The organism is Sphingobacterium sp. WM, from assembly GCF_029542465.1.
Classification (GTDB): Bacteria; Bacteroidota; Bacteroidia; order Sphingobacteriales; family Sphingobacteriaceae; genus Sphingobacterium; species Sphingobacterium cellulitidis.
Window position 1 is genome coordinate 3,282,990 of record NZ_CP120709.1, and the last position, 22,008, is coordinate 3,304,997.

The 22,008-nt window shown below is 37.8% G+C and carries 17 protein-coding genes and 1 tRNA gene; 5 read left to right on the plus strand and 13 right to left on the minus strand.

Features of this window, described 5'->3' with window-relative positions:
• The first annotated feature begins 43 nt into the window (after positions 1 to 43).
• The 4 genes from PZ892_RS13995 to PZ892_RS14010 all read left to right on the plus strand — a co-directional run bounded on the left by PZ892_RS13995 (position 44) and on the right by PZ892_RS14010 (position 4,002).
• Complete coding sequence (locus PZ892_RS13995) at positions 44 to 1,051, plus strand: DHH family phosphoesterase (protein ID WP_094257756.1); 1,008 nt, start codon at positions 44 to 46, stop codon at positions 1,049 to 1,051.
• 28 nt (positions 1,052 to 1,079) lie between these two features.
• Positions 1,080 to 2,072 carry an FKBP-type peptidyl-prolyl cis-trans isomerase gene (locus PZ892_RS14000; protein ID WP_094257757.1) on the plus strand — a complete coding sequence of 331 codons (993 nt, stop codon included), beginning with the start codon at positions 1,080 to 1,082 and terminating at the stop codon, positions 2,070 to 2,072.
• A gap of 109 nt (positions 2,073 to 2,181) precedes the next feature.
• Positions 2,182 to 2,976 carry a TatD family hydrolase gene (locus PZ892_RS14005; protein ID WP_094257758.1) on the plus strand — a complete coding sequence of 265 codons (795 nt, stop codon included), beginning with the start codon at positions 2,182 to 2,184 and terminating at the stop codon, positions 2,974 to 2,976.
• A gap of 3 nt (positions 2,977 to 2,979) precedes the next feature.
• A complete protein-coding gene (locus PZ892_RS14010) occupies positions 2,980 to 4,002 on the plus strand; it encodes a type I asparaginase (RefSeq protein ID WP_094257759.1) in 1,023 nt (340 codons plus the stop codon).
• Here the strand turns inward: PZ892_RS14010 and PZ892_RS14015 are convergent.
• From PZ892_RS14015 to PZ892_RS14065, 11 genes are all read right to left on the minus strand, one after another.
• Positions 3,989 to 5,290 carry a folylpolyglutamate synthase/dihydrofolate synthase family protein gene (locus tag PZ892_RS14015; RefSeq protein WP_094257760.1) on the minus strand — a complete coding sequence of 434 codons (1,302 nt, stop codon included), beginning with the start codon at positions 5,288 to 5,290 and terminating at the stop codon, positions 3,989 to 3,991. The two genes, PZ892_RS14010 and PZ892_RS14015, sit on opposite strands and share 14 nt — an antisense overlap.
• A gap of 10 nt (positions 5,291 to 5,300) precedes the next feature.
• Positions 5,301 to 6,122, minus strand: a complete 822-nt coding sequence (locus PZ892_RS14020) for an energy transducer TonB (RefSeq protein ID WP_094257761.1) — start codon at positions 6,120 to 6,122, stop codon at positions 5,301 to 5,303.
• A gap of 55 nt (positions 6,123 to 6,177) precedes the next feature.
• Positions 6,178 to 6,585 (minus strand): biopolymer transporter ExbD, encoded by a 408-nt coding sequence (locus tag PZ892_RS14025; protein WP_094257762.1) that lies wholly within the window; start codon positions 6,583 to 6,585, stop codon positions 6,178 to 6,180.
• Between the two features lie 29 nt (positions 6,586 to 6,614).
• The gene (locus PZ892_RS14030; RefSeq protein WP_094257763.1) at positions 6,615 to 7,313 is read right to left on the minus strand and encodes a MotA/TolQ/ExbB proton channel family protein; all 699 of its coding nucleotides are present in this window, start codon (positions 7,311 to 7,313) and stop codon (positions 6,615 to 6,617) included.
• A 38-nt stretch (positions 7,314 to 7,351) separates the two neighbouring features.
• Complete coding sequence (locus PZ892_RS14035) at positions 7,352 to 8,410, minus strand: hypothetical protein (RefSeq protein WP_094257764.1); 1,059 nt, start codon at positions 8,408 to 8,410, stop codon at positions 7,352 to 7,354.
• A gap of 37 nt (positions 8,411 to 8,447) precedes the next feature.
• Positions 8,448 to 10,163, minus strand: a complete 1,716-nt coding sequence (locus tag PZ892_RS14040; protein ID WP_094257765.1) for a TonB-dependent receptor — start codon at positions 10,161 to 10,163, stop codon at positions 8,448 to 8,450.
• A 12-nt stretch (positions 10,164 to 10,175) separates the two neighbouring features.
• Positions 10,176 to 13,205, minus strand: a complete 3,030-nt coding sequence (locus PZ892_RS14045; protein WP_094257946.1) for a tetratricopeptide repeat protein — start codon at positions 13,203 to 13,205, stop codon at positions 10,176 to 10,178.
• A gap of 472 nt (positions 13,206 to 13,677) precedes the next feature.
• Complete coding sequence (locus tag PZ892_RS14050) at positions 13,678 to 14,613, minus strand: aspartate carbamoyltransferase catalytic subunit (RefSeq protein WP_094257766.1); 936 nt, start codon at positions 14,611 to 14,613, stop codon at positions 13,678 to 13,680.
• 20 nt (positions 14,614 to 14,633) lie between these two features.
• Positions 14,634 to 15,179, minus strand: coding sequence for a bifunctional pyr operon transcriptional regulator/uracil phosphoribosyltransferase PyrR (gene pyrR / locus PZ892_RS14055; protein WP_094257767.1), 546 nt, complete (start codon positions 15,177 to 15,179; stop codon positions 14,634 to 14,636).
• Positions 15,180 to 15,330: 151 nt separating this feature from the next.
• On the minus strand, positions 15,331 to 16,998 hold the full coding sequence (locus PZ892_RS14060; protein WP_182499661.1) for an Ig-like domain-containing protein: 1,668 nt from the start codon (positions 16,996 to 16,998) through the stop codon (positions 15,331 to 15,333).
• A 212-nt stretch (positions 16,999 to 17,210) separates the two neighbouring features.
• Positions 17,211 to 20,234, minus strand: a complete 3,024-nt coding sequence (locus tag PZ892_RS14065; protein WP_094257769.1) for a DUF2723 domain-containing protein — start codon at positions 20,232 to 20,234, stop codon at positions 17,211 to 17,213.
• Between the two features lie 264 nt (positions 20,235 to 20,498).
• Here PZ892_RS14065 and PZ892_RS14070 point away from each other — a divergent pair.
• Positions 20,499 to 20,569, plus strand: a tRNA-Gln gene (locus PZ892_RS14070).
• 98 nt (positions 20,570 to 20,667) lie between these two features.
• On the opposite strand, the gene PZ892_RS14075 is transcribed toward PZ892_RS14070, so the two are convergent.
• Both PZ892_RS14075 and PZ892_RS14080 read right to left on the minus strand, forming a co-directional pair.
• Positions 20,668 to 21,651 (minus strand): transposase, encoded by a 984-nt coding sequence (locus PZ892_RS14075; RefSeq protein ID WP_233449869.1) that lies wholly within the window; start codon positions 21,649 to 21,651, stop codon positions 20,668 to 20,670.
• Complete coding sequence (locus PZ892_RS14080; protein WP_094258934.1) at positions 21,644 to 21,997, minus strand: transposase; 354 nt, start codon at positions 21,995 to 21,997, stop codon at positions 21,644 to 21,646. The genes PZ892_RS14075 and PZ892_RS14080 overlap by 8 nt, the downstream gene beginning before the upstream one ends.
• Positions 21,998 to 22,008 lie beyond the last annotated feature (11 nt).

Below are 22,008 nucleotides of genomic sequence, written 5' to 3' on the forward strand. Positions count from 1 at the left end.
TTTGCAGACTTTTTTTCATTAGGTTTGCATTCACAAAAAAAGTATGCTACAAGGAGAAGAATATTTACAAGAGCTATCTAGACCTAAAAAGATTATTATCACAACACATCATAAACCTGACGGGGATGCATTAGGATCATCGCTGGGGTTATATCATTGGCTAAAAGGAAAGGGTCATGATGTTCATGTGGTATTATCTTCAGATTTTCCAAACTTTTTAGATTGGATGCCAGGTTTTGAAGACTTGATATACTATCCTAGTCAGACGGAATATTCTCAACAGCTATTTGATACGGCGGAGATTATTTTTTGTTTAGATTACAGCGCATTATCAAGGACCAGTATTTTGGAGCCAGTTATTCGAGAGGCGAAGGGTCAAAAATGGATGATTGACCATCATTTAGATCCTGAGGATTTTGCGACTGTAGAATATTGGGATTCGAGTGCTGCAGCAACTGCGCAATTGGTATATACCTTTATTGCGGATGTTTATCAGGATAAGGCATCAATCAATGCTGAAATTGCGGCTTGTCTTTATGCAGGAATCATGACTGATACGGGTTCGTTCCGGTTTAGGTCGACCACTTCTGCGGTCCACCACATTATTGCTAACCTGATAGATGCGGGTGCGAAGAATTGGGAAATTCACGAAAACATATACAATAGTGCCACAGAAAACCGTTTAAAGTTCTTAGGCTATAGTCTACTGAACTGTTTAGAGGTTATACCGGAGTATAATACAGCCTTATTTTCCTTGACGAAAGAAGACCTTTCCAAGTTCAATGTGAGTACAGGTGATACAGAAGGATTAGTGAACTATGCCTTATCGATCAAAGGGATTCGATTAGCAGGTTTATTTGTTGATAGAACTGAATTAATTAAATTATCTTTGCGTTCGATTGGGGAAATCCCATGCAATGAGATTTGCAGGAAATATTTTAATGGAGGGGGGCATTTGAATGCAGCTGGTGGGAATTCAACGGATAAGTTGGAGGATGTAGTAGCGAAGTTCAAGTCCATACTTCCGGAGTATAAGAATTATTTAACATAAGAATATAATAAGCGTTATAAATAAAAAAATGAAAAAATCGATTTTAGTATTAACAGCATTAGCTGGTCTTTTTCTAGCCTCATCATGCCAAAGCTTCAAAAAAGGAGAAGGTGGTTTAGAATATAAGTTTTTCGAGGATAAAGGCGGCGATAAGGCTGTAGGTGGAGATGTTCTTGCGATGGACATTATTGTAAAGACTGACCGTGACTCATTATTAGCAAGCACTTATGATTTAGGATTACCGCAAATTGCACCAGTAATTCCTGATTCATTGGTTCAAGGCGGTTACCCAGGAGATAACAACTCCATTTTAAAGATGTTAGGTGAAGGTGATAGTGCTACATTCAAATTGAACTTAGATACTATGGCAGCAAGAACAGGACAACCAAAACCTGATTTTGCAGATAAATACATCCAATTCACTATCAAGGTTAAGAAACTTTTCAAAAAAGGTAGTTTAACTGATTCAGCATTATTTGACCAAGTAAACAAATATTATTTAGCTGAGATGGAAGGTTTGAAAAAAACTGAGGAAGGTAAAATTGCTAAATACGTAGAGAAAAACAAGTTGCAACCTAAGAAAACTGCTTCAGGCTTACAATATGTAATTAAAGAAGAAGGTACAGGTGCAAATCCAGTTGTTGGAGATACAGTTGTAATCAACTACACTGGAGGATTAACAAATGATAAAGTTTTCGATACAAGTCTTAAAGCAGTAGCAGAGAAAGAAAAAATTTCACATCCAATGAAGCAATACGAGCCATTACGCGTACGTATTGGTCATACACCAGTTATTCAAGGATGGACTGAAGGTCTTCAGTTATTGAAAAAAGGCAGCAAAGCTACGTTCATTATTCCATCATCATTAGGATATGGCGAACGTCAGCAAAGCAACTTAATTCCTCCATATGCACCATTGGTATTTGATGTGGAAGTTATTGATATTATTGCGGGTCCAAAAGGAGATACTCCACAAGTAACCCCACAAGCAGGTTCTCCATTGGAAACACCTATCAACTAATAAGGAATAATTTTACAAAATTCACAATAAAACGCAGTTTTCATTATGAGAACTGCGTTTTTTTATACAACAGAATAAGATTCACTGACAATATATTAACTTTGCGACCATGGAAGAGCAATTTGATTTAAAAAATCAGACATTAACTGACACCCATACTCATATTTATTATCAGGCGGGGAGCGAGAAATTGGAGGAACAAATGGAACGTTGTTTTGCCAATGGTGTAAAAAGATTATTTCTTCCAAACGTTGATGTATCGTCCATGGATAAAGTTTTTGAAACGGTTGCCGCCTATCCAGAAAACTGTTTCCCTATGCTTGGTTTGCATCCATGTGATGTGAAAGAGGATTATGCACAGCAATTAAATGAAATTTATGCCCGGATTCAGGAATCGAAGATCTATGCCATTGGCGAAATAGGGATTGACCTTTACTGGGATCAATCGACTTTAGAGATTCAGCAGGATGCCTTCCGCAAGCAGATTCAATGGGCGAAGGATTTGGGACTACCCATTTCTATTCATTGTAGAGAAGCCTTCGATGAAGTTTTTGCCGTATTGGATGAGATGGCAGATGAGCGGTTATTCGGCATATTCCATTGCTTTACAGGGAGCCTAGAGCAAGCCCATAGAGCGATTAACTTAGGCTTCAAACTTGGAATCGGTGGAGTTGTAACCTATAAAAAAGCTGGTCTTGACGCTGTTGTCAAGGAAATCAGCTTAGAGCATATTGTACTAGAAACCGATTCACCATATTTAGCACCGGTACCTTTCAGAGGCAAGGAAAATGAAAGCAGCTATTTATTGCATATCGCGCAAAAAGTAGCAGACATTCATGAAACCGGCCTTGATAAAGTAGCTGAAGTAACAACCCATAATTCGAAACAAATATTTAAGATTTAATTAATGTACAATATATTTATTATTTATACAGGTGGAACCATTGGTATGGTTAAGGATTCCGAAACAGGGACTTTTATTCCATTCGATTTTAAATTGATAGAAAAAAATCTACCGGACCTAAGCCGTTTAAATTATAAACTGACTGTACATTCCTTTGATCCTATTATTGACTCATCGAATATGCGTCCTAGCATCTGGCTAGAAATGGCCAAGATCATTAAGGACAACTATGAATTATATGATGGCTTTGTCATCCTTCATGGTTCCGATACGATGGCCTATTCAGCATCAATGCTTAGCTTCTTATTGGAAGGTTTACAAAAGCCTGTTATCTTCTCAGGGTCACAATTACCCATCGGAGAAATACGTACGGATGCCAGAGAGAATTTAATGACTGCCTTAGAGATTGCATCGGCAAAAAAAGATGGAAAATCTATTATTCAAGAGGTTTGTATATTATTTGACAATAAGCTTTTCCGCGGCAATAGATCATTCAAATACAATTCGGATAAGTTTGAGGCTTTTCGTTCGCCGAATTATCCAGTATTGGCAGAAGCGGGAATCCACATCCGCTATAATGATGAGGTTTTAGCGAATAATGAGGGTAAAGATTTTATCTGTCATTACCATATCGACAATCGTGTTGGGGTTTTGAAATTATTTCCAGGGATTAGTGTAGAAACCATCAAGGCAGTATTGAATTCCGATGTTAGAAGTATCGTCATGGAGACTTTTGGAAGTGGCAATACGATGACGGATTCATGGTTCTTGGAGTTATTGGAAGGGGCAATAAAATCGGGTAAAAATATTCTGGATATTTCACAGTGCAAGGTGGGTTCCGTGGAACTTGGCCGATATGAGACTTCTCAGGGTCTTCAATGCATTGGAGTGCTCAATGGTTATGATATGACCTTTGAAACTGCTGTAACCAAGCTAATGTATCTTCAGGGCGAAATAGAGAGCCAGGAAGAGGTTGCGCATTGGATACAGCAAAGTTTACGCGGGGAATTAACTAAAAATGATTAGTTAAAACCTCCGCCACGACAAAAGTACTTCCACCGATAAAAATAAGGTCATTTTCTTGATAGCTATTGCGTGCGGCTTCATAAGCGGCATCAATAGAAGGATAATCATCACCCTTAAGTCCAAAGGAACGGGCCATTTCTGCTAAATCAGCAGCTTTCATGGCACGAGGCATATTAGGGGCACCAAAATAATACGTAGCTTGCTTTGGTAATAATGGTAAGATATGGGAAAGGTCCTTATCCTTCATTGCTCCAATCACAAAATGTAGGTTATTGAAATTTAAAGTACTCAGGTTTCTAACCACGGCTTTGATTCCATCCTCATTATGGCCAGTATCACAAATAATCCAAGGGTCAGTAGATAGTGTTTGCCAACGGCCTCTCAATCCCGTTGATTCCTGAACATTTGCCAAGCCTTTCTGTATATTTTCCTCGGACAACGCATAGCCCTTCAATTTGAGTTGGTCGATAGCAGTCAAAACGCCGAGAATATTCTTTTTCTGATAAGAACCTGCCAAGTCTAAATGCCAGGTATGACATTCTTGATCTTGTCTATTCTCTACGGTAATATCCATTCCTGTTTGCCTCTTCTCCACCTGATGAACTTCATAATAATCTTCTGCAAAGAAGATAGGACTATGCCCTTGCTTTGCCTTTTCAAGAAATACATGTTCAATTTCAGGTTGCTTTTCAGAGATAACAACCGGCACATTTGGTTTGATAATTCCTGCCTTCTCTCCAGCAATTTCCACTAAGGTATCTCCTAGCAGATTCATATGGTCCATTCCAATATTGGTAATGACGCATAATTCAGGATTGATGATATTGGTGCTGTCCAATCTACCTCCTAATCCCACTTCTATAACAGCGATATCCACTTTTTCTTTTGCGAAGTAATCAAAGGCCATAGCCACGGTTACTTCAAAGAAAGAAGGTTTCTCTTTTTCAATAAAATCCAAATGAGTATTCACGAAATCCACCACCCATTGTTGAGGAATCATTTCGCCATTGATTCGTATCCTTTCCCGAAAGTCCACTAAATGTGGAGAGGTATAGAGGCCAGTCTTCAGGTTCGAAGCAGCCAGTACCGAGGCCAGCATATGAGATGTTGATCCCTTTCCGTTAGTTCCGGCAATATGTATTGATTTGAATTGATCTTGAGGGTTTCCTAATGCTTGGCAGAATAAAAGTGTTTTATCGACATCAGGGTTGATGGCAGAAGCGCCATCACGTGTAAACATAGGTAATCGAGCAAATAAATACTCGATTACCTCTGCAAATGTTTTCATATTATAAGAATTATCTTACTCTAAATCTGAATGTAATAAGCCCTGTTTGGGTTTGAGGGGCATTTGGTAGAGAGTTTAAACGTGCTTGTTCAACGGCACGGATACACTTCTCGATTAATCTATAGTCGGCAATGGTAGTACCCTTAGCCTGTCTGGCCCGGATGATATTACCACTTTTATCGACAGTAAATTCAATTTTAACAATCCCAGTTTGTTGGCCATTGTCATCAATTTTTGGAGGCACAGTAAACCTTCTGTTTTCTAGAGAAAGCATTGCATCTCCGAAACCAGAGCCACCTTCGCCATAGTTACTTGCCAATGGGTCCCCAAGTTTAGAACCTTGGTTTCCTGGAGTAGATCCAGTACCATCACCAGTTCCTTGCGCGTTATTCTTTTTACCTTTATATAAAGCGTTAGGATTTACCGCTGGAGTTGCGTTTTTCTTTTCAGTAGTTGCCTGTTCAGCATTTGCTTTAACAGGTTTTTCTGACTTAGGGACAACAGGGGCTTCTTCTACATCCTGAGTTGCTACGACTTTATCAGCGACTTGCTGAGAAGGCGTAGGAATAGGTGTAGAATTAGGATCTATTTTATCTGGTTTTACATTGTTGGCATTCTCATCCATAGATGGTTCATCCACACTCATGTAATCCTCTCCCATACCTTCCGGCGAAGTACCATAGTTTACAATGATACCACCCATACCATATTCTGGAAGATTTTGACCAAATACAATAAAAAAGCCAATGACAGCTAGACCTGCCATGACCAGTGTAGAAATCCCTAATGCTTTAGGAAGATTGTTATCTTCACGATATTGATTGTAGTACATTTTCCTTAGTCTCTTCTAATTCGACCATAAAAAGCCAGAAACGTTTAATAAAATATTAATCTTTCTTAGGCTCTGTTGCCAATACCATTTTCACTTTTAGTCTATTTGCAATATCCATTACCGAGATTACATTTTGGATTGGCACGGTACTATCAGCATAAAGCATAACAGTTAGTTCTTCACCAGTTGCAATATTGGATTGGATATAAGATTCCAAGTTTTCTAAAGGCACGGCTTGTTTGTCCACATGGTATACTAAATCACTTGTGATGGAAATGGTCATTGTTTTTTTAGCGACCGACTGTTCACCAGCACTGGATTTAGGTAAAAGTAATTTTACCACTTGTGGGTTAGATACTGCTGAAGCCAACAGGAAGAACAACATCAAGAAGAACATGATGTCATTCAGGGCAGCTGTATGAACTTCTGCAGCGGGTTTATTTCTTCTATTACGTAAATTCATGTTAAGTTTCAATAAAGGATTAATCCAGCTTACATGCTAGGCTCATCCAATAAATCGATAAATTCAATAGCATCCGTTTCAATGCGCAAGATTAAGCGCTCTACCATCATATTCAAGATATGGTAACCAATATAAGCTAAGATACCAATGGTAAGACCAGATGCGGAAGCAATCATTTTTACATAAAGACCACCGGATACAGAACCGATATCGATACCACCAGCCATCTCTACATCACGGAAGATTTGGATTACTCCGAAGATCGTACCTACGAAACCAAGCATTGGTGCAATACCAGCGATAATTCCTAGGATATTGATATTCTTTTCAAGGCGAGAAACCTCAAGCTTACCTTGGTTTTCAATGGCACCTTCGATGTCTTTAATTGGGCGACCAACACGGGTTAATCCCTTTTGCAACATTCTTGATAAAGCAGAATTGTTAGAACGACAAGCAGCCATTGCAGCATCGATCTTTCCAGAAAGGACACTACTTTTTACAGATGCTAATAATCCACCTTCAGATTTACTTGCTTTACGAATGGTAAAATAACGTTCAAAGAAAATTACCAATCCTAAGAAGAATAACAATAGAATAGGAACCATAATCCACCCACCCTTCATCAGAAGTTCAAGTAGGTTAAGATTGTCTGTCGTAGCTAAAGCTACAGGTTGTTGTTGAACTTGATTCAATGTATCAACGATTGCCGGGTTTTGTACTAATGACATAGTTTAATAACGTATTTTTTGCTGTTTGATTGATTTACTTATTTAATTTTTTGATGCCAAGCATCCGCAACATAATGTTTCCGCACATATTTGAGTGCTGAATCAGCTTGTTCTTTTGTTTCGTAGGAATCCCAAATTACCTTTTTCTTATTATGAGCGAGGTTACTAGGAATTACACGAACGGATTCAATTCCCGCTTTATTAAATGACTCAGCTTGTTCATAAGCTTGAGCCAGCGTTCCATGTGTTCCAATGACAATCTGATAAGTGTGATTTGCTGGAATCAAAGGGTTATAAACCTTTTTTCCTGTTGTTGTAGCAACACTATCATTATTTGTCGCAATTGCTGAATTGGTACTATCGACGGTATTCAATGCAGTAGAATCCTGAGAAGGTTCTTTCGTTTCTTCGGGTTCAATAATCTGCGAGTTAAGAATACTATCAGCACGTTTGGCAGCAAGACGTGCATTATTAGTATGATTCATATAAAATAAGCCTGCAATAATAATGATTGCTATCACCGCGGCCCAAATATACCATTTTTGTTTACCTGTATTTTGAGGTTCCTCCAGAATCTCTTGTCCATATTCCTGAACAGGAGCTTGTTCGACCATGACTTCCTCTTGAGGTACTTCAACCAGCTTCTCTTCTTCTGGTTCCTCGGCTACTACCGGTTCTTCCACCGGCATAGTTTCAGGAACTGGGCTTGCAGCCCCTTCGATTGGTTGCAATTGAAAACCACTTAAATCCTCAGCTTTGAATACCAAGGATGGACCATGTTTTATCAATTGACCTAAATGGTTCAAAGAAGCAGATCCATTTTCCTTAATATTTTCAAGGAGGTTAAGAACCGCATCATGAACATCTGCATCGGCAGCTTGTCTGGAGATTTGTTTAGATTGTTGAATGTAATCAATGAAGTCAACCCCATCGGTAGACTTACCGTCAAATTCCAAATATGTTACTGGAGGTAAATACACTCCTCTTCGGTCATCATAAACAGATGGTGTATGAATTCGTTTGAATACGCCCAAACCTTTCACATACACTTCGTTTCTATGCTTTAATAGCTGATGAATGTATCTTCCTAAATCCATTTATTTCTTTGCTGCTGCAAATTTAAAGTTTGTTAGATTAAAACGAAAAATTTAAACCACCTAATATATTAAATCCTAATTTCGGATAATATAAATAACGAGAATATTCTGTGTTCAGCATATTATTGGCTTTCACAAATACTCCTAAATATTGAGTGGCTTTGTATTCTGCGCCTGCACTTAAATCAAAGAACGAAGGTATTGTTTGCTTATTATAAGGTAAAATATCAGTTGTGGTTTGCCCAAAGATAGGTTCACGAGCAATAGCATTACCATGGAAAAGCGCTTCAGCATCAATAAATAACTTTTCAGAAATATTGAATCTTGCATTTGCTGCTAATCTCATTTTTGGTAAATGCCAAGCTTCTTCTTGCTCAGCCATAGTGTATTGGTCAATGTTAAGACGACCACCTAAATTTACCAAAGCTGATAATCTCACATTGATTTCACCTTCAATACCGATATGTTTTACGGCATCATCACCATTACCATCATAAATCAAGTCAAAGTTGAAAGGCGTTTCAGGGTTATTAATGAACATCGCCAATCCTTCAACCTTTCTATAGAAACCTTTCACCTTATATCCGAAAGTAGCTCCTGCATTACCTTTGATACCTCCGTAAATATTCATACGCTCAATCGTGTTTTGAATATTTGCTTTAGGACCCAAGTAAGGGTTGATACGAGTAAAATCGCGGAAAGATCCTTTTTCAACATTACCTGTTACACCTCCAAAAATATAGAAGTACTCAGGCGCTAATGCGAAATCAATTTCTGCTTCAGGGAAAACATTGAATCTAGAATTATCACCGAATTCAGAAACGATATTTGCTCCTAAAGTAATGTTATAATTATCACCTTTAAAGCGGATGTAAGGATTGATTGAAGCTATAGAGTTATTCAACTTTCCATTATCTGTATTCACGCCTTGGATGCCATTATAGTCCAATGCTAGGTTGGCACCTGCGTTGAAAGCACGATAACGTTTATTTAAGTAACCAGAAAGAGCAATAGAACTCTCTCTAGCATCATACTTATCATTATAGGTATAGGCATCAGCTTTTACTGAGTAGCTCAAAGCATCTTCATTTGCAGGATCATAATTACTGGTCAATTCACCTGTAAAATAGATATCATTAAATCTTTGTGCTTCCCTGGTTGGGTTCAAGGTATTTCCATCAGAATCTGTTGGAATGCCGTAGAAACGAGTTCCAAAGCCATTATATCCAATTACACCATCTACGGTGAACATTGGGAGAATCCGGCGTCCAAAGATTCCAACTTCCTGTCTAGAGAATTTTTGGTCTTCAAGATTACCTTTTTGGCTTAGGTGTTTTACAAATCCACCGAAACGAATATCTTCATAATCTTCTACTGCGAAGTAAGCTTCGCCTAAAATGGTATTGAAGTTACCAGCACCGAATTTTACATAGTTACTTTTGTGATCCAAGATTTTTGAAAATGGGGTTTCCATTATTTGCAATTCACTTAGACCCGTATTGATATCCAATTTTTTATCAGGAACATTGCCATAGTTCAACTTAGGCATGTATTCCCTTTTATTTGACATATCCGGACTACGACGGATTTTTACTGCATCAGCAAGAATAGGTCTATAATCACGAACGATATCAAATGAATCCAATGTTACAGGACGGTCTGTGGTATCTCTTTTTTGAGCATAAGCACCTACCCCCATCCCCAACAATAAGGTTAATATAGCAGATTGTTTAAAAACAGTATTCAACTTCATCTTTTCCTATTCTTATTTAATATTTTCTAATAGTTGTTTCGCTTCATTCAATATACCATCCTCTTTGTTTTCGTAATTATCAATTACGCTTTCCAGAGTTGATTTAGCTTGGAATTTATCGCCTTTACCTTGATAAGCTTGTGCCATCACGATAAATCCTTTTGCTACCCAATAATCGTACGAAGAGAAGGAATCAGATATATCTAGTGCTGATTTAATAGCACCATCGTAATTTTTATTTTTCAATTGTTGTTCAGCAACCAAGAATCTTGCTTCAGCACCGGTTTCAGTTTTAGACTTCAACGCTGCCAAGTTTAATTCTTTCATGCCCTCAGAACCTTTGGATGTTGACAAGTAAGCTTTGGCTGCATACAAGTGAGCTTTTGCGATATCCTCTTCTGAAGATTTTTCATACTTCTTAATGATATTCGCATAGTTCAAAGTTTCAGCATAATCACCCATATTGAAATAACTTACCAATAGGTTATTTACTGCCCAACCGTAATTCTCTTTATATTCAGAAGTTAATTCTAGTTTCTTCAATACCTGAACTGCTTCGTTGTATGCCTTATTTCTTAAATGCAATTTCGAAACGGAGATCAATGTACGTTCGGTATATGCTGAAGTCCAGTCATTCATAATGATATTGAAGTCATGCATAGCTTCAGAATCTTTCCCTAGATTGGCATTACTTTCAGCACGGATAAAACGAGCATGTTTTTCATGAATTGGTTTAGGGAACTTATCGAAATAAGCATTCACCGCCTCAATAGCTGGCTGCCAGTTTCCGCGATCAAATAAAGTACGTGCGATAGAGAAGGTATGAGCATCCTGTTCAGCAGTACTCAAGTCACCGATATTGGTGCTTGTTGCATAACGGATATAACCGGAAGCATCACCTTTATCCAAGTAGATATTTTCAATGGATGCCAATGCTTGTTTAGCTTCATCCGTCGTTGGGTATTGATTTACTACCCTTTGGAATGTTGCTAAAGCAGCATCATTATCATCCTTATTGTATTGAACAAGACCAATAGTCGTCAATGCTCTAGGTACGTAAGAACTTCTTGGGTATTGTTCTACCATTTTTTGTAAACCAGCAATTGCTTGGTCGTGGTCACCCATCAAGAAGTAAGTATAAGGAACTTCGAATGCCACATCATCCGCATAATTGGATTTCGGATACTTCGCCATTACAGAATTCAAGGTGGCAATCTTACCATTGTTATCTCCTTGAAGCCCTAATAGAATACCTTTTTGGAATAAAGCGTAGTCTTGACTTTGTGCTCCAGAAGAGATCAAGCGATCGTAGTAATTTGCTGCTTTGCTATAATTCTTGATTGCCAAGTAAGAGTCAGCGGCACGAGCCATAGCATCATTTCTTGTATTCAAGTCAATACCATCTTTACCACCACCTGCTAGGAAGCGTTCAAAGTAGTTCGCTGCAGTACTGTAGTTGTCAGCTCTGAAAGCGGCATATGCCAATGCGTAATTTGCATAGTTGTAAACATCTGTTTTCCTAGCTGCCGGTAATTGCAAGAATTTATTGAAGGCAGCGACTGCCTCTTTGTATTTACGTACTTCGTACATCGCTTCAGCTTTCCAATAGGTCGCTAAAGCATAGATTTCTTCATCGTAACGATTTGCTTCAGAACGCATGAACATGGAAATACCATTTTCAAATGCACGTTCATTATAATATTCCAAACCACGGTAATAAGTTACCTTTTGGTAAGCGGCATTTGCGTCTTTTCCTCTATTCGGAAGATCTTCCAATACATCTACCGCAGCACGATAATTTTTAGTACTCAACAATACCTCAGCCAATAAAGTCTTCGCTTCTTCCTGACGCTTCGACCTTGGATACGTTTGCATATATTCATTGATCGCATCTAAGGCAACTTGGTGGAATTCCAAGTCGTAGGATAATTTCGCATAGTTAAACAAACCTTCTTCCTTTAATTGCGGATCAAAATCTAGTTTTGAAGCTCTGAAGAAAGCATTTCTTGCGCTTTGTTTATTTCCTGTTTTCAAGAAAGCATCCCCTAAAGTGATCATGGCACTTTGGAAGTATGCATCCGGTTCCTCAAGTTTTTCTAATTCAGAAATTGCTTTTTCGTATTCACCCAATTTGTAATTGATGTAACCGATTTGGTAGCTATCTTGATTATTTTGAGTTTTACCTTGATCTTGAGCCTGGAATCTATCGTAGTAATCTTTTGATTTTGCTAAGTCTCCTTTAATGAAATACGTTGCTGCAATAATTCGAAACATCTCCGTTTCACTTTCTTGCTTGGTAGTTTCAAGTTTAGGAAGTGCATAAGCTAATACATCATCATAGCGTTTATCTAAGAAGTAAAGGGCTGTGATGTAATATGGATAACTGTTTTCATAAGTTTTAGAACCTTCCAGTCTTTCAAACTCATTCAATGCAGTTTTATATTCTTGGTTTAAATAGCTCAGGTAAGCTGAGTAATAAATTGAGGCCTCTTGGTACTGGCCTTTTTGGTCTTTTAATTCGTTGAATACTGGTCTGGAGGATTCATAATCGCCGGTCATAAATTTAGCATAAGCTAATTTGAATCTATACTCAGTATTTTCTGCGCCGGCTAAATTTTTGCTATCAATTTTTTCAAACCATTCAATGGCTTTAGGATAATCCTTTTGAGCATAGTAGGATTTTCCGATTTGGAAGTATGCGGCTTTTGAATTTGCACTTGCTGGATAATCTTTAATGTATTTTAAAAAGCGATTTTCAGCATCAGACTCTCCTAATTCTAAAGCACATACGGCCTGATAAAATCTAACATTCTCTTTCAGTAGGCTTAGTTCCTTAGTTTCATCCAATTGAAGAGATGACTTGGTTCTGATCTCCTCAAACTTATCGAATTGCTTTGCTGCCGAACTAAACTTCCCTCTTTCGTATAGCTCGAGGCCGTCCTTGTAGGCCTTATTTACCTCTTGCCATGCAGAATGTTGTGCCAATACCGGTGTACTCAATAAGCTCATCGCCACACCTAACTGGTAAATTTTTTTATACATATGATTGAATACTCCTTTTAATGAATGCTTCTGTAGTTTTAACGATTTTTTGAAGGGAAACACCTTGGATAAATGATACAATTCCTTCAACTTACGAAATTAATGGATAACTTGAATGTTTTCCTCAAAAGTTGTTAACACCTGTGGATAACCCAGTGGTTTTAACGTTATTTAACATTAAGTATTGGTTTGTTGAGCATTGACAAGAATGCTAAATTTTTCAGATTTCTACACGTCATATCCTTCATATTTCTGTCCTGTTTTTTGAACTTAATTTCCTTAACCATTAGTTATGATTTTAGGCTCAAAGTCTGTTCCATTATAGCTAATGTTTCAATAAAGTTGCTAACATAATTTTTGAATAAAAAAAGCCCGAAACCATAGATTTCGAGCTCTAATTTTTTGATGAATTACAGATTTGCAATTCGTATTTATTGTCAACCCAAATTGAATAAATTGGGTTGAGATTTACTTATCCTCTTTTACCAGCCAGGAGATATAACACAGCCATACGAACTGCTACTCCATTTTCTACTTGATCCAGAATAATGGAATGGTTGCTATCCGCCACATCAGAAGTAATTTCGACACCACGATTGATTGGACCTGGGTGCATAATCACAATTTCCTTATCCAAAGAATCTAAGATTTGCTTATTCAATCCATACAACATGGAATATTCCCTTAATGAAGGAAAATAAGCGATATCCTGGCGTTCCAACTGTATTCTCAACATATTGGCAACATCACACCAATTCAATGCTTTCATTAAGTCATGTTCAACCTTTACTCCTAACGAAGTAATGTATTTAGGAATCAATGTTGTTGGGCCACATACCATTACCTCTGCTCCTTGTTTTTGTAAGCATAAAATATTGGACAATGCAACTCTGGAGTGAAGAATATCACCAATGATGGCGATCTTTTTACCAGCGACTTCTCCTAATCTTTCACGGATAGAAAAAGAATCCAGTAAAGCTTGAGTGGGATGTTCATGGGCACCATCGCCAGCATTGACGATTTGTGCATCTACATGTTTACTTAAGAATACACCTGCTCCAGCATAAGGATGTCTCATCACGATCATATCCACCTTCATGGCAAGGATATTATTGACTGTATCAATTAAGGTTTCACCTTTACTAACTGAAGAAGATGAAGCTGCAAAATTCACGATATCAGCAGACAAGCGTTTTTCAGCCAACTCAAAGGAAAGACGCGTACGCGTAGAGTTTTCGAAGAACACATTTGCAATGGTAATATCTCTTAATGAGGGTACCTTTTTAATAGGGCGATTCAATACTTCTTTAAAGTTTGCTGCCGTATCCAAGATCAATTGGATATCGTTGCTATTTAAATCCTTGATACCTAATAAATGGCGGGTACTAAGTTGTTCAGATGTTGACATTTGTTAATCAATAAAATCTTTTATTTTTTCTCGGTGATCAAGACAATACTATCATTATCGTCGACCTCTTTCCAGCTCACAATTACTTTTTGGGAATCGATAGAATCCACTTGTATTCCTATGTAATCAGGTTGAATAGGAATTTGTCTGGAGAAACGACGATCTACCAAGACCATAAGTTCAATTCTGTTGGCACGTCCAAAAGCCTGGATAGCATCCATCGCAGAGCGGATTGTTCTTCCAGTCCAAAGTACATCATCCACGAGGATGACATCTTTACCTTCAATAATAAAGTCGATTACGGTACTGTTGGCAGCTAATGGGCTGGCTCCTTTCATTCTGAAATCATCTCTATAGAAGGTGATATCCAAAATACCTAGTGGCACTTGAACTCCAGTCATTGATTTGATTTCCTGTACTAATCTTTCGGCTAAATAGGTTCCGCGGGGTTGAATTCCAATGATTACGGCGTTGGAGAAATCTCCGTGATTTTCAATTAATTGTTGAGACAATCGCTTGAGCGTAATCTGAAACTTCGGTCCATCTAATAATATCGATTGTTTCATCTATGGATTTATTTAGGCAAAAATAAGGCATTTTTTCCAAAATTCGTAATTAAAGCCAGATTGGATTGGAAATAATAAAGCAGCCTATGAATAAGCTGCTTTATTATTAAACTGTTATGAATTAAATTCATAACTCCGTATAGAGTTAAGCCTAATCTAATGTCAAAACTCTCTTAAATTGCTTACCGTCTATTTCAAAATAGTAATGAAATTGTGGTTTATAGACATTACTAAACCGTGAAGTATAATTTATTTGATCATTCTTAAAAAGTTCAAACTGTTCAGTGTTAGCAGATTTTACTTGCCCGAATCCATCAACTACTTCCATTTTTTTAATTGTCACTTTCTTATCGCCTAGGTTTGAAATATAATGAGTAATAACTGCCGTATAGAATCCATTAATATTAGTAATTGAAGAAGAAGACCTTCCAACTTTGACATCTGAATCAAGACCTTTTACAACAATCGTACAATTGTTATTAATAATAGGATTATCCTGGGAAGTCGCAACAATATCAACCCTTCCTGGAGATTTGGCTGTAATTATTCCATTTTGATCAACCGTTGCAATTTGAGGGTTGCTTGAGCTCCAAATTATAGTCTTATTCTGCGCATTAGAAGGATCAACACTTGCATAAAGTGTAAATTTATCCCCTAAATTCAATTCTTTATAACTTTCACTCAGGCTTATCAAAACAACTCTAGCAGGTGTAATTTTGAAGGTGCAAGTAGCAAGAATACTAGGATTTTCTGCGGATTTTACAGTTATTACCACAGTTCCTTCTTTTTTGGAAAAGACATTTCCGTTTTGGTCTACTGTAGCAATAGTTGTATTATTTGAAGTCCAAATAACAGCTTTGTTATGAGCATCTGCCGGGCCAACATTCGCGATAAGGCTAAAAGATTGTCCAACCTCCATAGTCCCTTGAGTTTCATTCAATGTTATTTTTGAAACTTTAATAGTTACAACTTTAATTTTCGCAGTTGCAGATACAGATCCATCTTTAGGTTTTACAGTAATAACAACTTCCCCTTCTTTTAACCCTTTCACTTCACCATCAACTACAGTTGCAATGGTTTTATTTGAAGATTCCCATACTAATTCCTTATTAGTTGTATTTTCTGGTTTTACAGTTGCTATTAATTTAAAGATTTCTCCGACTTTAACCTCACCTGTTGCACTATTCAACTCAATTGTCTTTGCCAATACATCCTTAACATTAATTTCTATTTCTGATGAAACATTAGTACCACGGATATTAGCGGTCAATTTCGCTTTACCAGCTTTCAGACCTTTAATTTTCGCATCCTTAACTGTAAATATTGTAGGGTCACTTGAAGTCCAATCTATTGAATAACTAGTAATATTTGTAGTATTAGGTGGATCTATAGAATATTTTACGATGACAGAATCTCCTACAAAAACATTCGTATTAGGCAGCTCCAATTTTAATTTTTCAGGTACTATAGGTAGAACATTTACTATGACCCTCGCTTTGAGATTTTCCTCTGCTAAAGTTGCTGTAATTTCAGACTTCCCTTCTTTTAAGGCCTTGATTATGCCCAAGTCATTCACAGAAACAACGTCTGGATTTGAACTGGTAAGTTTATATTTTGGTTTTGGTAATTTTTGAGAGTAGTGGGCAAGATGCAAAGTATCGGACTTACCAATTAACAATTGAACTTCATTTTCAATAAATTCAATTTTTGTGATCTTTTCAGGAACAGCTTCTTCTTTGTCTTTACTACAGGAAATAAAAATAAAAACAAATGCCATTAGCACTAAGCTGTACTTAGCAAATAGGAAATTAGATTTCATAGAGATGATAAATTAGTTTGATTGGGCACAAAAGTAGAAAAGGAATAATTATTTTGACTACGGCTTACCGTAAATCAATAAAACTTCCCTGAAATCAAGAGTACTTCCTTGCTGTAGGTGATAATCGCATTCAAGAATACCACAATCCGACAATATTCTCCATAAAAAAAGGGTTGCCATTTCTGGCAACCCTTTTTCGAAAAGCAACAATCTTATTGATTAGCGGCTTCGTATAATGGTCTATAAGTTTCGAAGATTTGATTGACTTCCTTCAACAAATCTTGTTGTTTAGCATCTGTTAATACCTGTTGGTAATTTTGGATAGCTGCTAAACCAAAACGCATATTTCTAAATTCTAAATTTGGTTTTGTTTCCGCGATTTTCATATAATATTCCATATTCTCACGAATGAACTTCAAGTTACGTTGAACAATTTCATTCGCTTTCGCAGTTTCACCAGTTTTATACATTGCATCAACCAATGAGGTATAGGAGAATGCTTCCGACATTAAGTAAGTACGCTTAGGTAAGTTTTCGTAAGCATTATTCACCAGTTTCTTAGCTTCCACATTTTTACCCATTGAGAGTAAGTTCTGCGCAGTTTCACCAAAGATATTACCAGCATACATACTGATATAACGGTATGAATCTGGGTCTAAATATTTGGAATGAGCAATATTACCCCAAGTAAATTTATTGATGATATTGTTGTAAGTACCTTCAACATCTGTAATTGGACCTGACACTTGACCTTCAGCAGCCAATGCAACTGGCATTAATCGCATTGCGAAACCTTCAGAAACTAAGTATTTATCCAGTCCGATCATATTATCTTCAGGAGTTGTGGTCGTAAAATATACAGGACGTTTCCAATCGTTATTAGCCAAAATAGCCATTATCGAAAGGTCAGCACGGCTGATGATACCACCATTGAATGTCCATTGCATGGTATCCACAATTGCATCTTCCCATTCTTTAGGAACCACTTTATTCGAGATCACAGAGTTTTTGTTCACCTTATATTGCATTTTCTTGGTAGGAAGAATGTTTGCATATTCTCCACTTTGCAACTGAACCTTATACTCTTGTTTATCAGAAAGCATAATTTGCAATAGATCTTCGATATCAACATGTCCAGGGATATTCATGTCGCTGAAGTAAATAACATCACGAACACCATCCTTAATTTTCTCTGGGTCGATATTAATTGGCAATGCATCAGCATCATTAACCTTATGCATCATTTGTTTCATATACCAATCCGCACTCAATAAACTTAAGTTCACCACACGGACATCTGTACGAAAACCTTCTACCTCTTGAACGTACCATAATGGGTAAGTATCATTATCTCCATAACTGAACAAAATAGCATTTGGAGCACATGATTCCAGGTAATTCTTTGCCATATCACGAGCAAGGAATTTCTGCGAACGATCGTGATCATCCCAGTTCTGGCTCGCTAGCAAAATTGGTCCACAAAGCATGGAAAGCGCAGTAGCACCAATAGCAGCATTTTTAGCATTCAGCTTTTTAGAAAGCAGATCAGCAATCCAAATCACTCCCATGCCGACCCAAATACAGAAAGCATAGAATGATCCTGCATAGGCATAATCCCGTTCACGTGGCTGTAATGGGGTTTGATTCAAGTATAAAACGATAGCTAGACCCGTAAAGAAGAACAACAAGGTAACTACCGAAGCGTCACGTTGCTGATTCTTAAACTGCCATATTGCACCGACAATCCCTAAAATCAATGGCAAGAAGAAATAAGTATTTCTACCTGCATTTTCCTTTTCGGAAGTTGGTAATGCGTATTGACCGCCTAAGCGAACATTATCGATTGGTTTAATTCCGGAAATCCAGTTTCCTTCTGTAAAGGATCCTTGCCCCTGCTGGTCATTTTGACGGCCAACAAAGTTCCACATGAAGTACCGGCTATACATCTGACCGATTTGATACCCAAAGAAAAACTTTAGGTTGTCAACCATCGTCGGTGACTCACCTGGCCCAAGGTTCAAAAATTCCCGATAGTATGATTCATGTTTATCAGAATAAATCCGAGGGAATAAAGTGCTGTGACTCCATGAATAATCAAATTTCTTTTTCGCTACAACATATTTATCTCCATCCTTGCGGTAAATATTTCCAGTTTCAAATACATCCGTTGGCTTAGCATCAAAATATCTACCTTTTATCAATGGCTCATCTCCGTATTGCTCACGGTTAAGATAGCTCAAGAAGGTAAAAACGTTATCTGGATCTGAGTTATTCAAGGTAGGATTTGCTTTCGCTCTTACCAAAATCATGGTAAAGGAACTGTATCCAAAGATGATAAATGCAAGACTTAACAAAGAAATATTAAGGATAGGTTTTACATGTTTCCATGAATACCAAATTCCGAAGATCAATAAGCCAACAACCAATAGAGCAAAGAAAGTAGCTCCGGTTCCAAAGCCTAAGCCCAATTGGTTTACAAAGAATAAATCAGAGAATGCTGCGAACTTGATCAGGTATTGAATCACTCCCCATAGAACGATGGCAAGGACAATTACCCCGATAATCAATGCTTTTGCAATACCTGCACCCGTGATTTTTGAAGTTCTTCTGAAATAAATGACCAATGCAATTGCTGGAATTACTAGTAAGTTCAATAAGTGAACTCCGATTGAAAGTCCCATCACATAGGCAATCAGGATCAACCAACGGTCTGCACCTGGCTCATCGGCATGTTCTTCCCATTTTAGAATTCCCCAAAATACCACTGCAGTACACAATGAAGACATGGCATATACCTCTGATTCTACTGCTGAGAACCAAAAAGTGTCTGAGAAAGTATAGGCTAATGCACCTACTACCCCAGCTCCCATGATTTTGATTAAATTACCTTCTGATAGTTTTTCAGATTTTGATAAGCTTGTAAAGGCCTTTTTTGAAAGTGCTGTAATGGTCCAGAATAGAAATGTAATGGTTAATCCACTACAAACTGCCGAACCCACGTTCATCCAATAAGCAATTCGGGAATTGTCACCCATTGCAAGATTGGAAAATAAATTTTGGATCATTAAGAATAACGGAGCACCAGGCTGATGCACAATTTGAAGTTTGTACGCCGAGGCAATAAATTCACCTGTATCCCACCAGCTTGTTGTTTTTTCAAGCGTCAATATGTAGGTAATAGTAGCAATAATCCCCACTAACCAACCTAACAGGTTATTGATTTTTTTATAGTTCATACTAAAATATAGAAGGTTTTTCTAAAAAATATGCTTCGAAAATAAGGAATACAAATTATAATTAGACAAATAGTTTCGAATTTATGCCAGTAAAAACTGAGAAACATCCTTGACTGCTCCTGCAAGAAAGATTCTTTGAAAAAATATTGCTCTGAAAATCAGTATATTTAATAATTAACGTGATTTTTTATTTGCAGAATAGAAAAGTCGGCGTATATTTGCATCGTCAAAAGGGAACAACCTGATGACAAAACCAAAAAGGATTGCCCAATAGTATAATGGTAGTACGACGGTTTTTGGTGCCGTTTGTCTTGGTTCGAATCCAGGTTGGGCAACAGAAAAAAGGCTTGAAACAATGTTTCAAGCCTTTTTTTATTTATTATACCATCTACTCCAAAACGGATCATACCGAAAGTTTGGGGGGTTAAGATTTTTAAGCATACAATTTCATCACTCTGTACAGGAAGAATGTTGTGTCCCTAACGCCACGGAAGACGCTCCTGAAAGCTTTGAGTTTTGCATTGAATGATTCTGCCGATGCATTAGTACTTCTGTTGTCGAAGTAATGGAGAATGTATTGATGATGAGCTGCAATTGATCTTGCTACGCTCTCAAAGGAAGCAATGCCCGCATTCTCAACCTGATTATGCCACAGGCCTAGTTTGGTAAATGCGACCTTTTTGTCCCGGCATTTGTTGAAGATGTCTCCTAAGGCAATTCCAAGATCATAAGCCTGTTTTAGCTTAGGAAACCGCATGAACAGCAATTCAGCCCGGTTTTTTTGGCTTTCTGACCATCGGCTGGGATGCTTGAACAAAAGGTATCTGGATCTAGCCAACAGCTGTTTGAGCGTATCACCATTAGGCAATAATTCCGGTTCATATGGGATTCCTCGCTTTCGCGACTCCATTATCTTCTTGCTTTCTGCATCCAACACCTCCCAACGATATTTGATACGGAGTTCCTGTACGGCATCATAGGCTAACTTTTGGACATGGAACCGATCGACCACACGTCTAGCGTTCCTGAAACATCTACGGATAGCCTTGGCCATGTTGGGAGCCATATCCATGGTCACCTCCTTTACCTTATTCCTTGATCGCAAGGGTATTCGCTCAAGAACAGCTATGATATCCTCAGCCTTTGTGCCTTTAATAGTTGCTAGGATCGTTCCTTTACGCCCTTTTGCCGATTTACTGCTAACAATGGTATATAATTCACCGTTGCTAAAGCTGGTCTCATCGATGCTCAGGTGTTCCGAGATGTTTTCAGGGAACAATGTCCAGCTCTCTGCATGCGGCTTTTGGTCCCAATCATGGAAATCACTGAGGTGATTCTTGTATTGATCCTGTAGTTGCTTGCCGTCCATCTGGAAGAACAGACCTACCAATTGGGCGCTTACAGGATAGCTATCCAAATATCTTCTTTAAAAAAAGCCCGAATTCCGTAGTCATTCGAGCGCCCTCACGCACTAGGTTCCAATCTCTTGTGATGATATCTCCGGTATCCAGTACCGTCCAGCGACGGCGACGGATATGTAGCGTAACTTTCTGGCCTCGAATGGGAAAGTCTGAAATCTCGGTGGAAGGCATAAAACCCTTTGACTCCAACTTGCTGTTCTCATAACCTGTCGGAGCAATATTAAGTTCATCTAAATAAATATGGAGTTGATTGTCGACCTGATCGACTTCTAAGATCTGGAAGTATTCCAAAAGCCCTTCGGGCATCAATAAGGATAGTAATTTACGTTCGGCTTCTTGCAAGGGATATCTGT

Excerpts from the sequence above, each read along its gene's own strand:
- PZ892_RS14060 (WP_182499661.1), bottom strand. The coding sequence starts at position 16,998 with ATGAAATCTAATTTCCTATTTGCTAAGTACAGCTTAGTGCTAATGGCA.
- pyrR (WP_094257767.1), bottom strand. The coding sequence starts at position 15,179 with ATGAAACAATCGATATTATTAGATGGACCGAAGTTTCAGATTACGCTC.
- PZ892_RS14030 (WP_094257763.1), bottom strand. The coding sequence starts at position 7,313 with ATGTCATTAGTACAAAACCCGGCAATCGTTGATACATTGAATCAAGTT.
- PZ892_RS14040 (WP_094257765.1), bottom strand. The coding sequence starts at position 10,163 with ATGAAGTTGAATACTGTTTTTAAACAATCTGCTATATTAACCTTATTG.
- PZ892_RS14010 (WP_094257759.1), top strand. The coding sequence starts at position 2,980 with ATGTACAATATATTTATTATTTATACAGGTGGAACCATTGGTATGGTT.
- PZ892_RS13995 (WP_094257756.1), top strand. The coding sequence starts at position 44 with ATGCTACAAGGAGAAGAATATTTACAAGAGCTATCTAGACCTAAAAAG.
- PZ892_RS14065 (WP_094257769.1), bottom strand. The coding sequence starts at position 20,234 with ATGAACTATAAAAAAATCAATAACCTGTTAGGTTGGTTAGTGGGGATT.
- PZ892_RS14045 (WP_094257946.1), bottom strand. The coding sequence starts at position 13,205 with ATGTATAAAAAAATTTACCAGTTAGGTGTGGCGATGAGCTTATTGAGT.
- PZ892_RS14025 (WP_094257762.1), bottom strand. The coding sequence starts at position 6,585 with ATGAATTTACGTAATAGAAGAAATAAACCCGCTGCAGAAGTTCATACA.
- PZ892_RS14005 (WP_094257758.1), top strand. The coding sequence starts at position 2,182 with ATGGAAGAGCAATTTGATTTAAAAAATCAGACATTAACTGACACCCAT.
- PZ892_RS14015 (WP_094257760.1), bottom strand. The coding sequence starts at position 5,290 with ATGAAAACATTTGCAGAGGTAATCGAGTATTTATTTGCTCGATTACCT.
- PZ892_RS14000 (WP_094257757.1), top strand. The coding sequence starts at position 1,080 with ATGAAAAAATCGATTTTAGTATTAACAGCATTAGCTGGTCTTTTTCTA.
- PZ892_RS14050 (WP_094257766.1), bottom strand. The coding sequence starts at position 14,613 with ATGTCAACATCTGAACAACTTAGTACCCGCCATTTATTAGGTATCAAG.
- PZ892_RS14020 (WP_094257761.1), bottom strand. The coding sequence starts at position 6,122 with ATGTACTACAATCAATATCGTGAAGATAACAATCTTCCTAAAGCATTA.
- PZ892_RS14035 (WP_094257764.1), bottom strand. The coding sequence starts at position 8,410 with ATGGATTTAGGAAGATACATTCATCAGCTATTAAAGCATAGAAACGAA.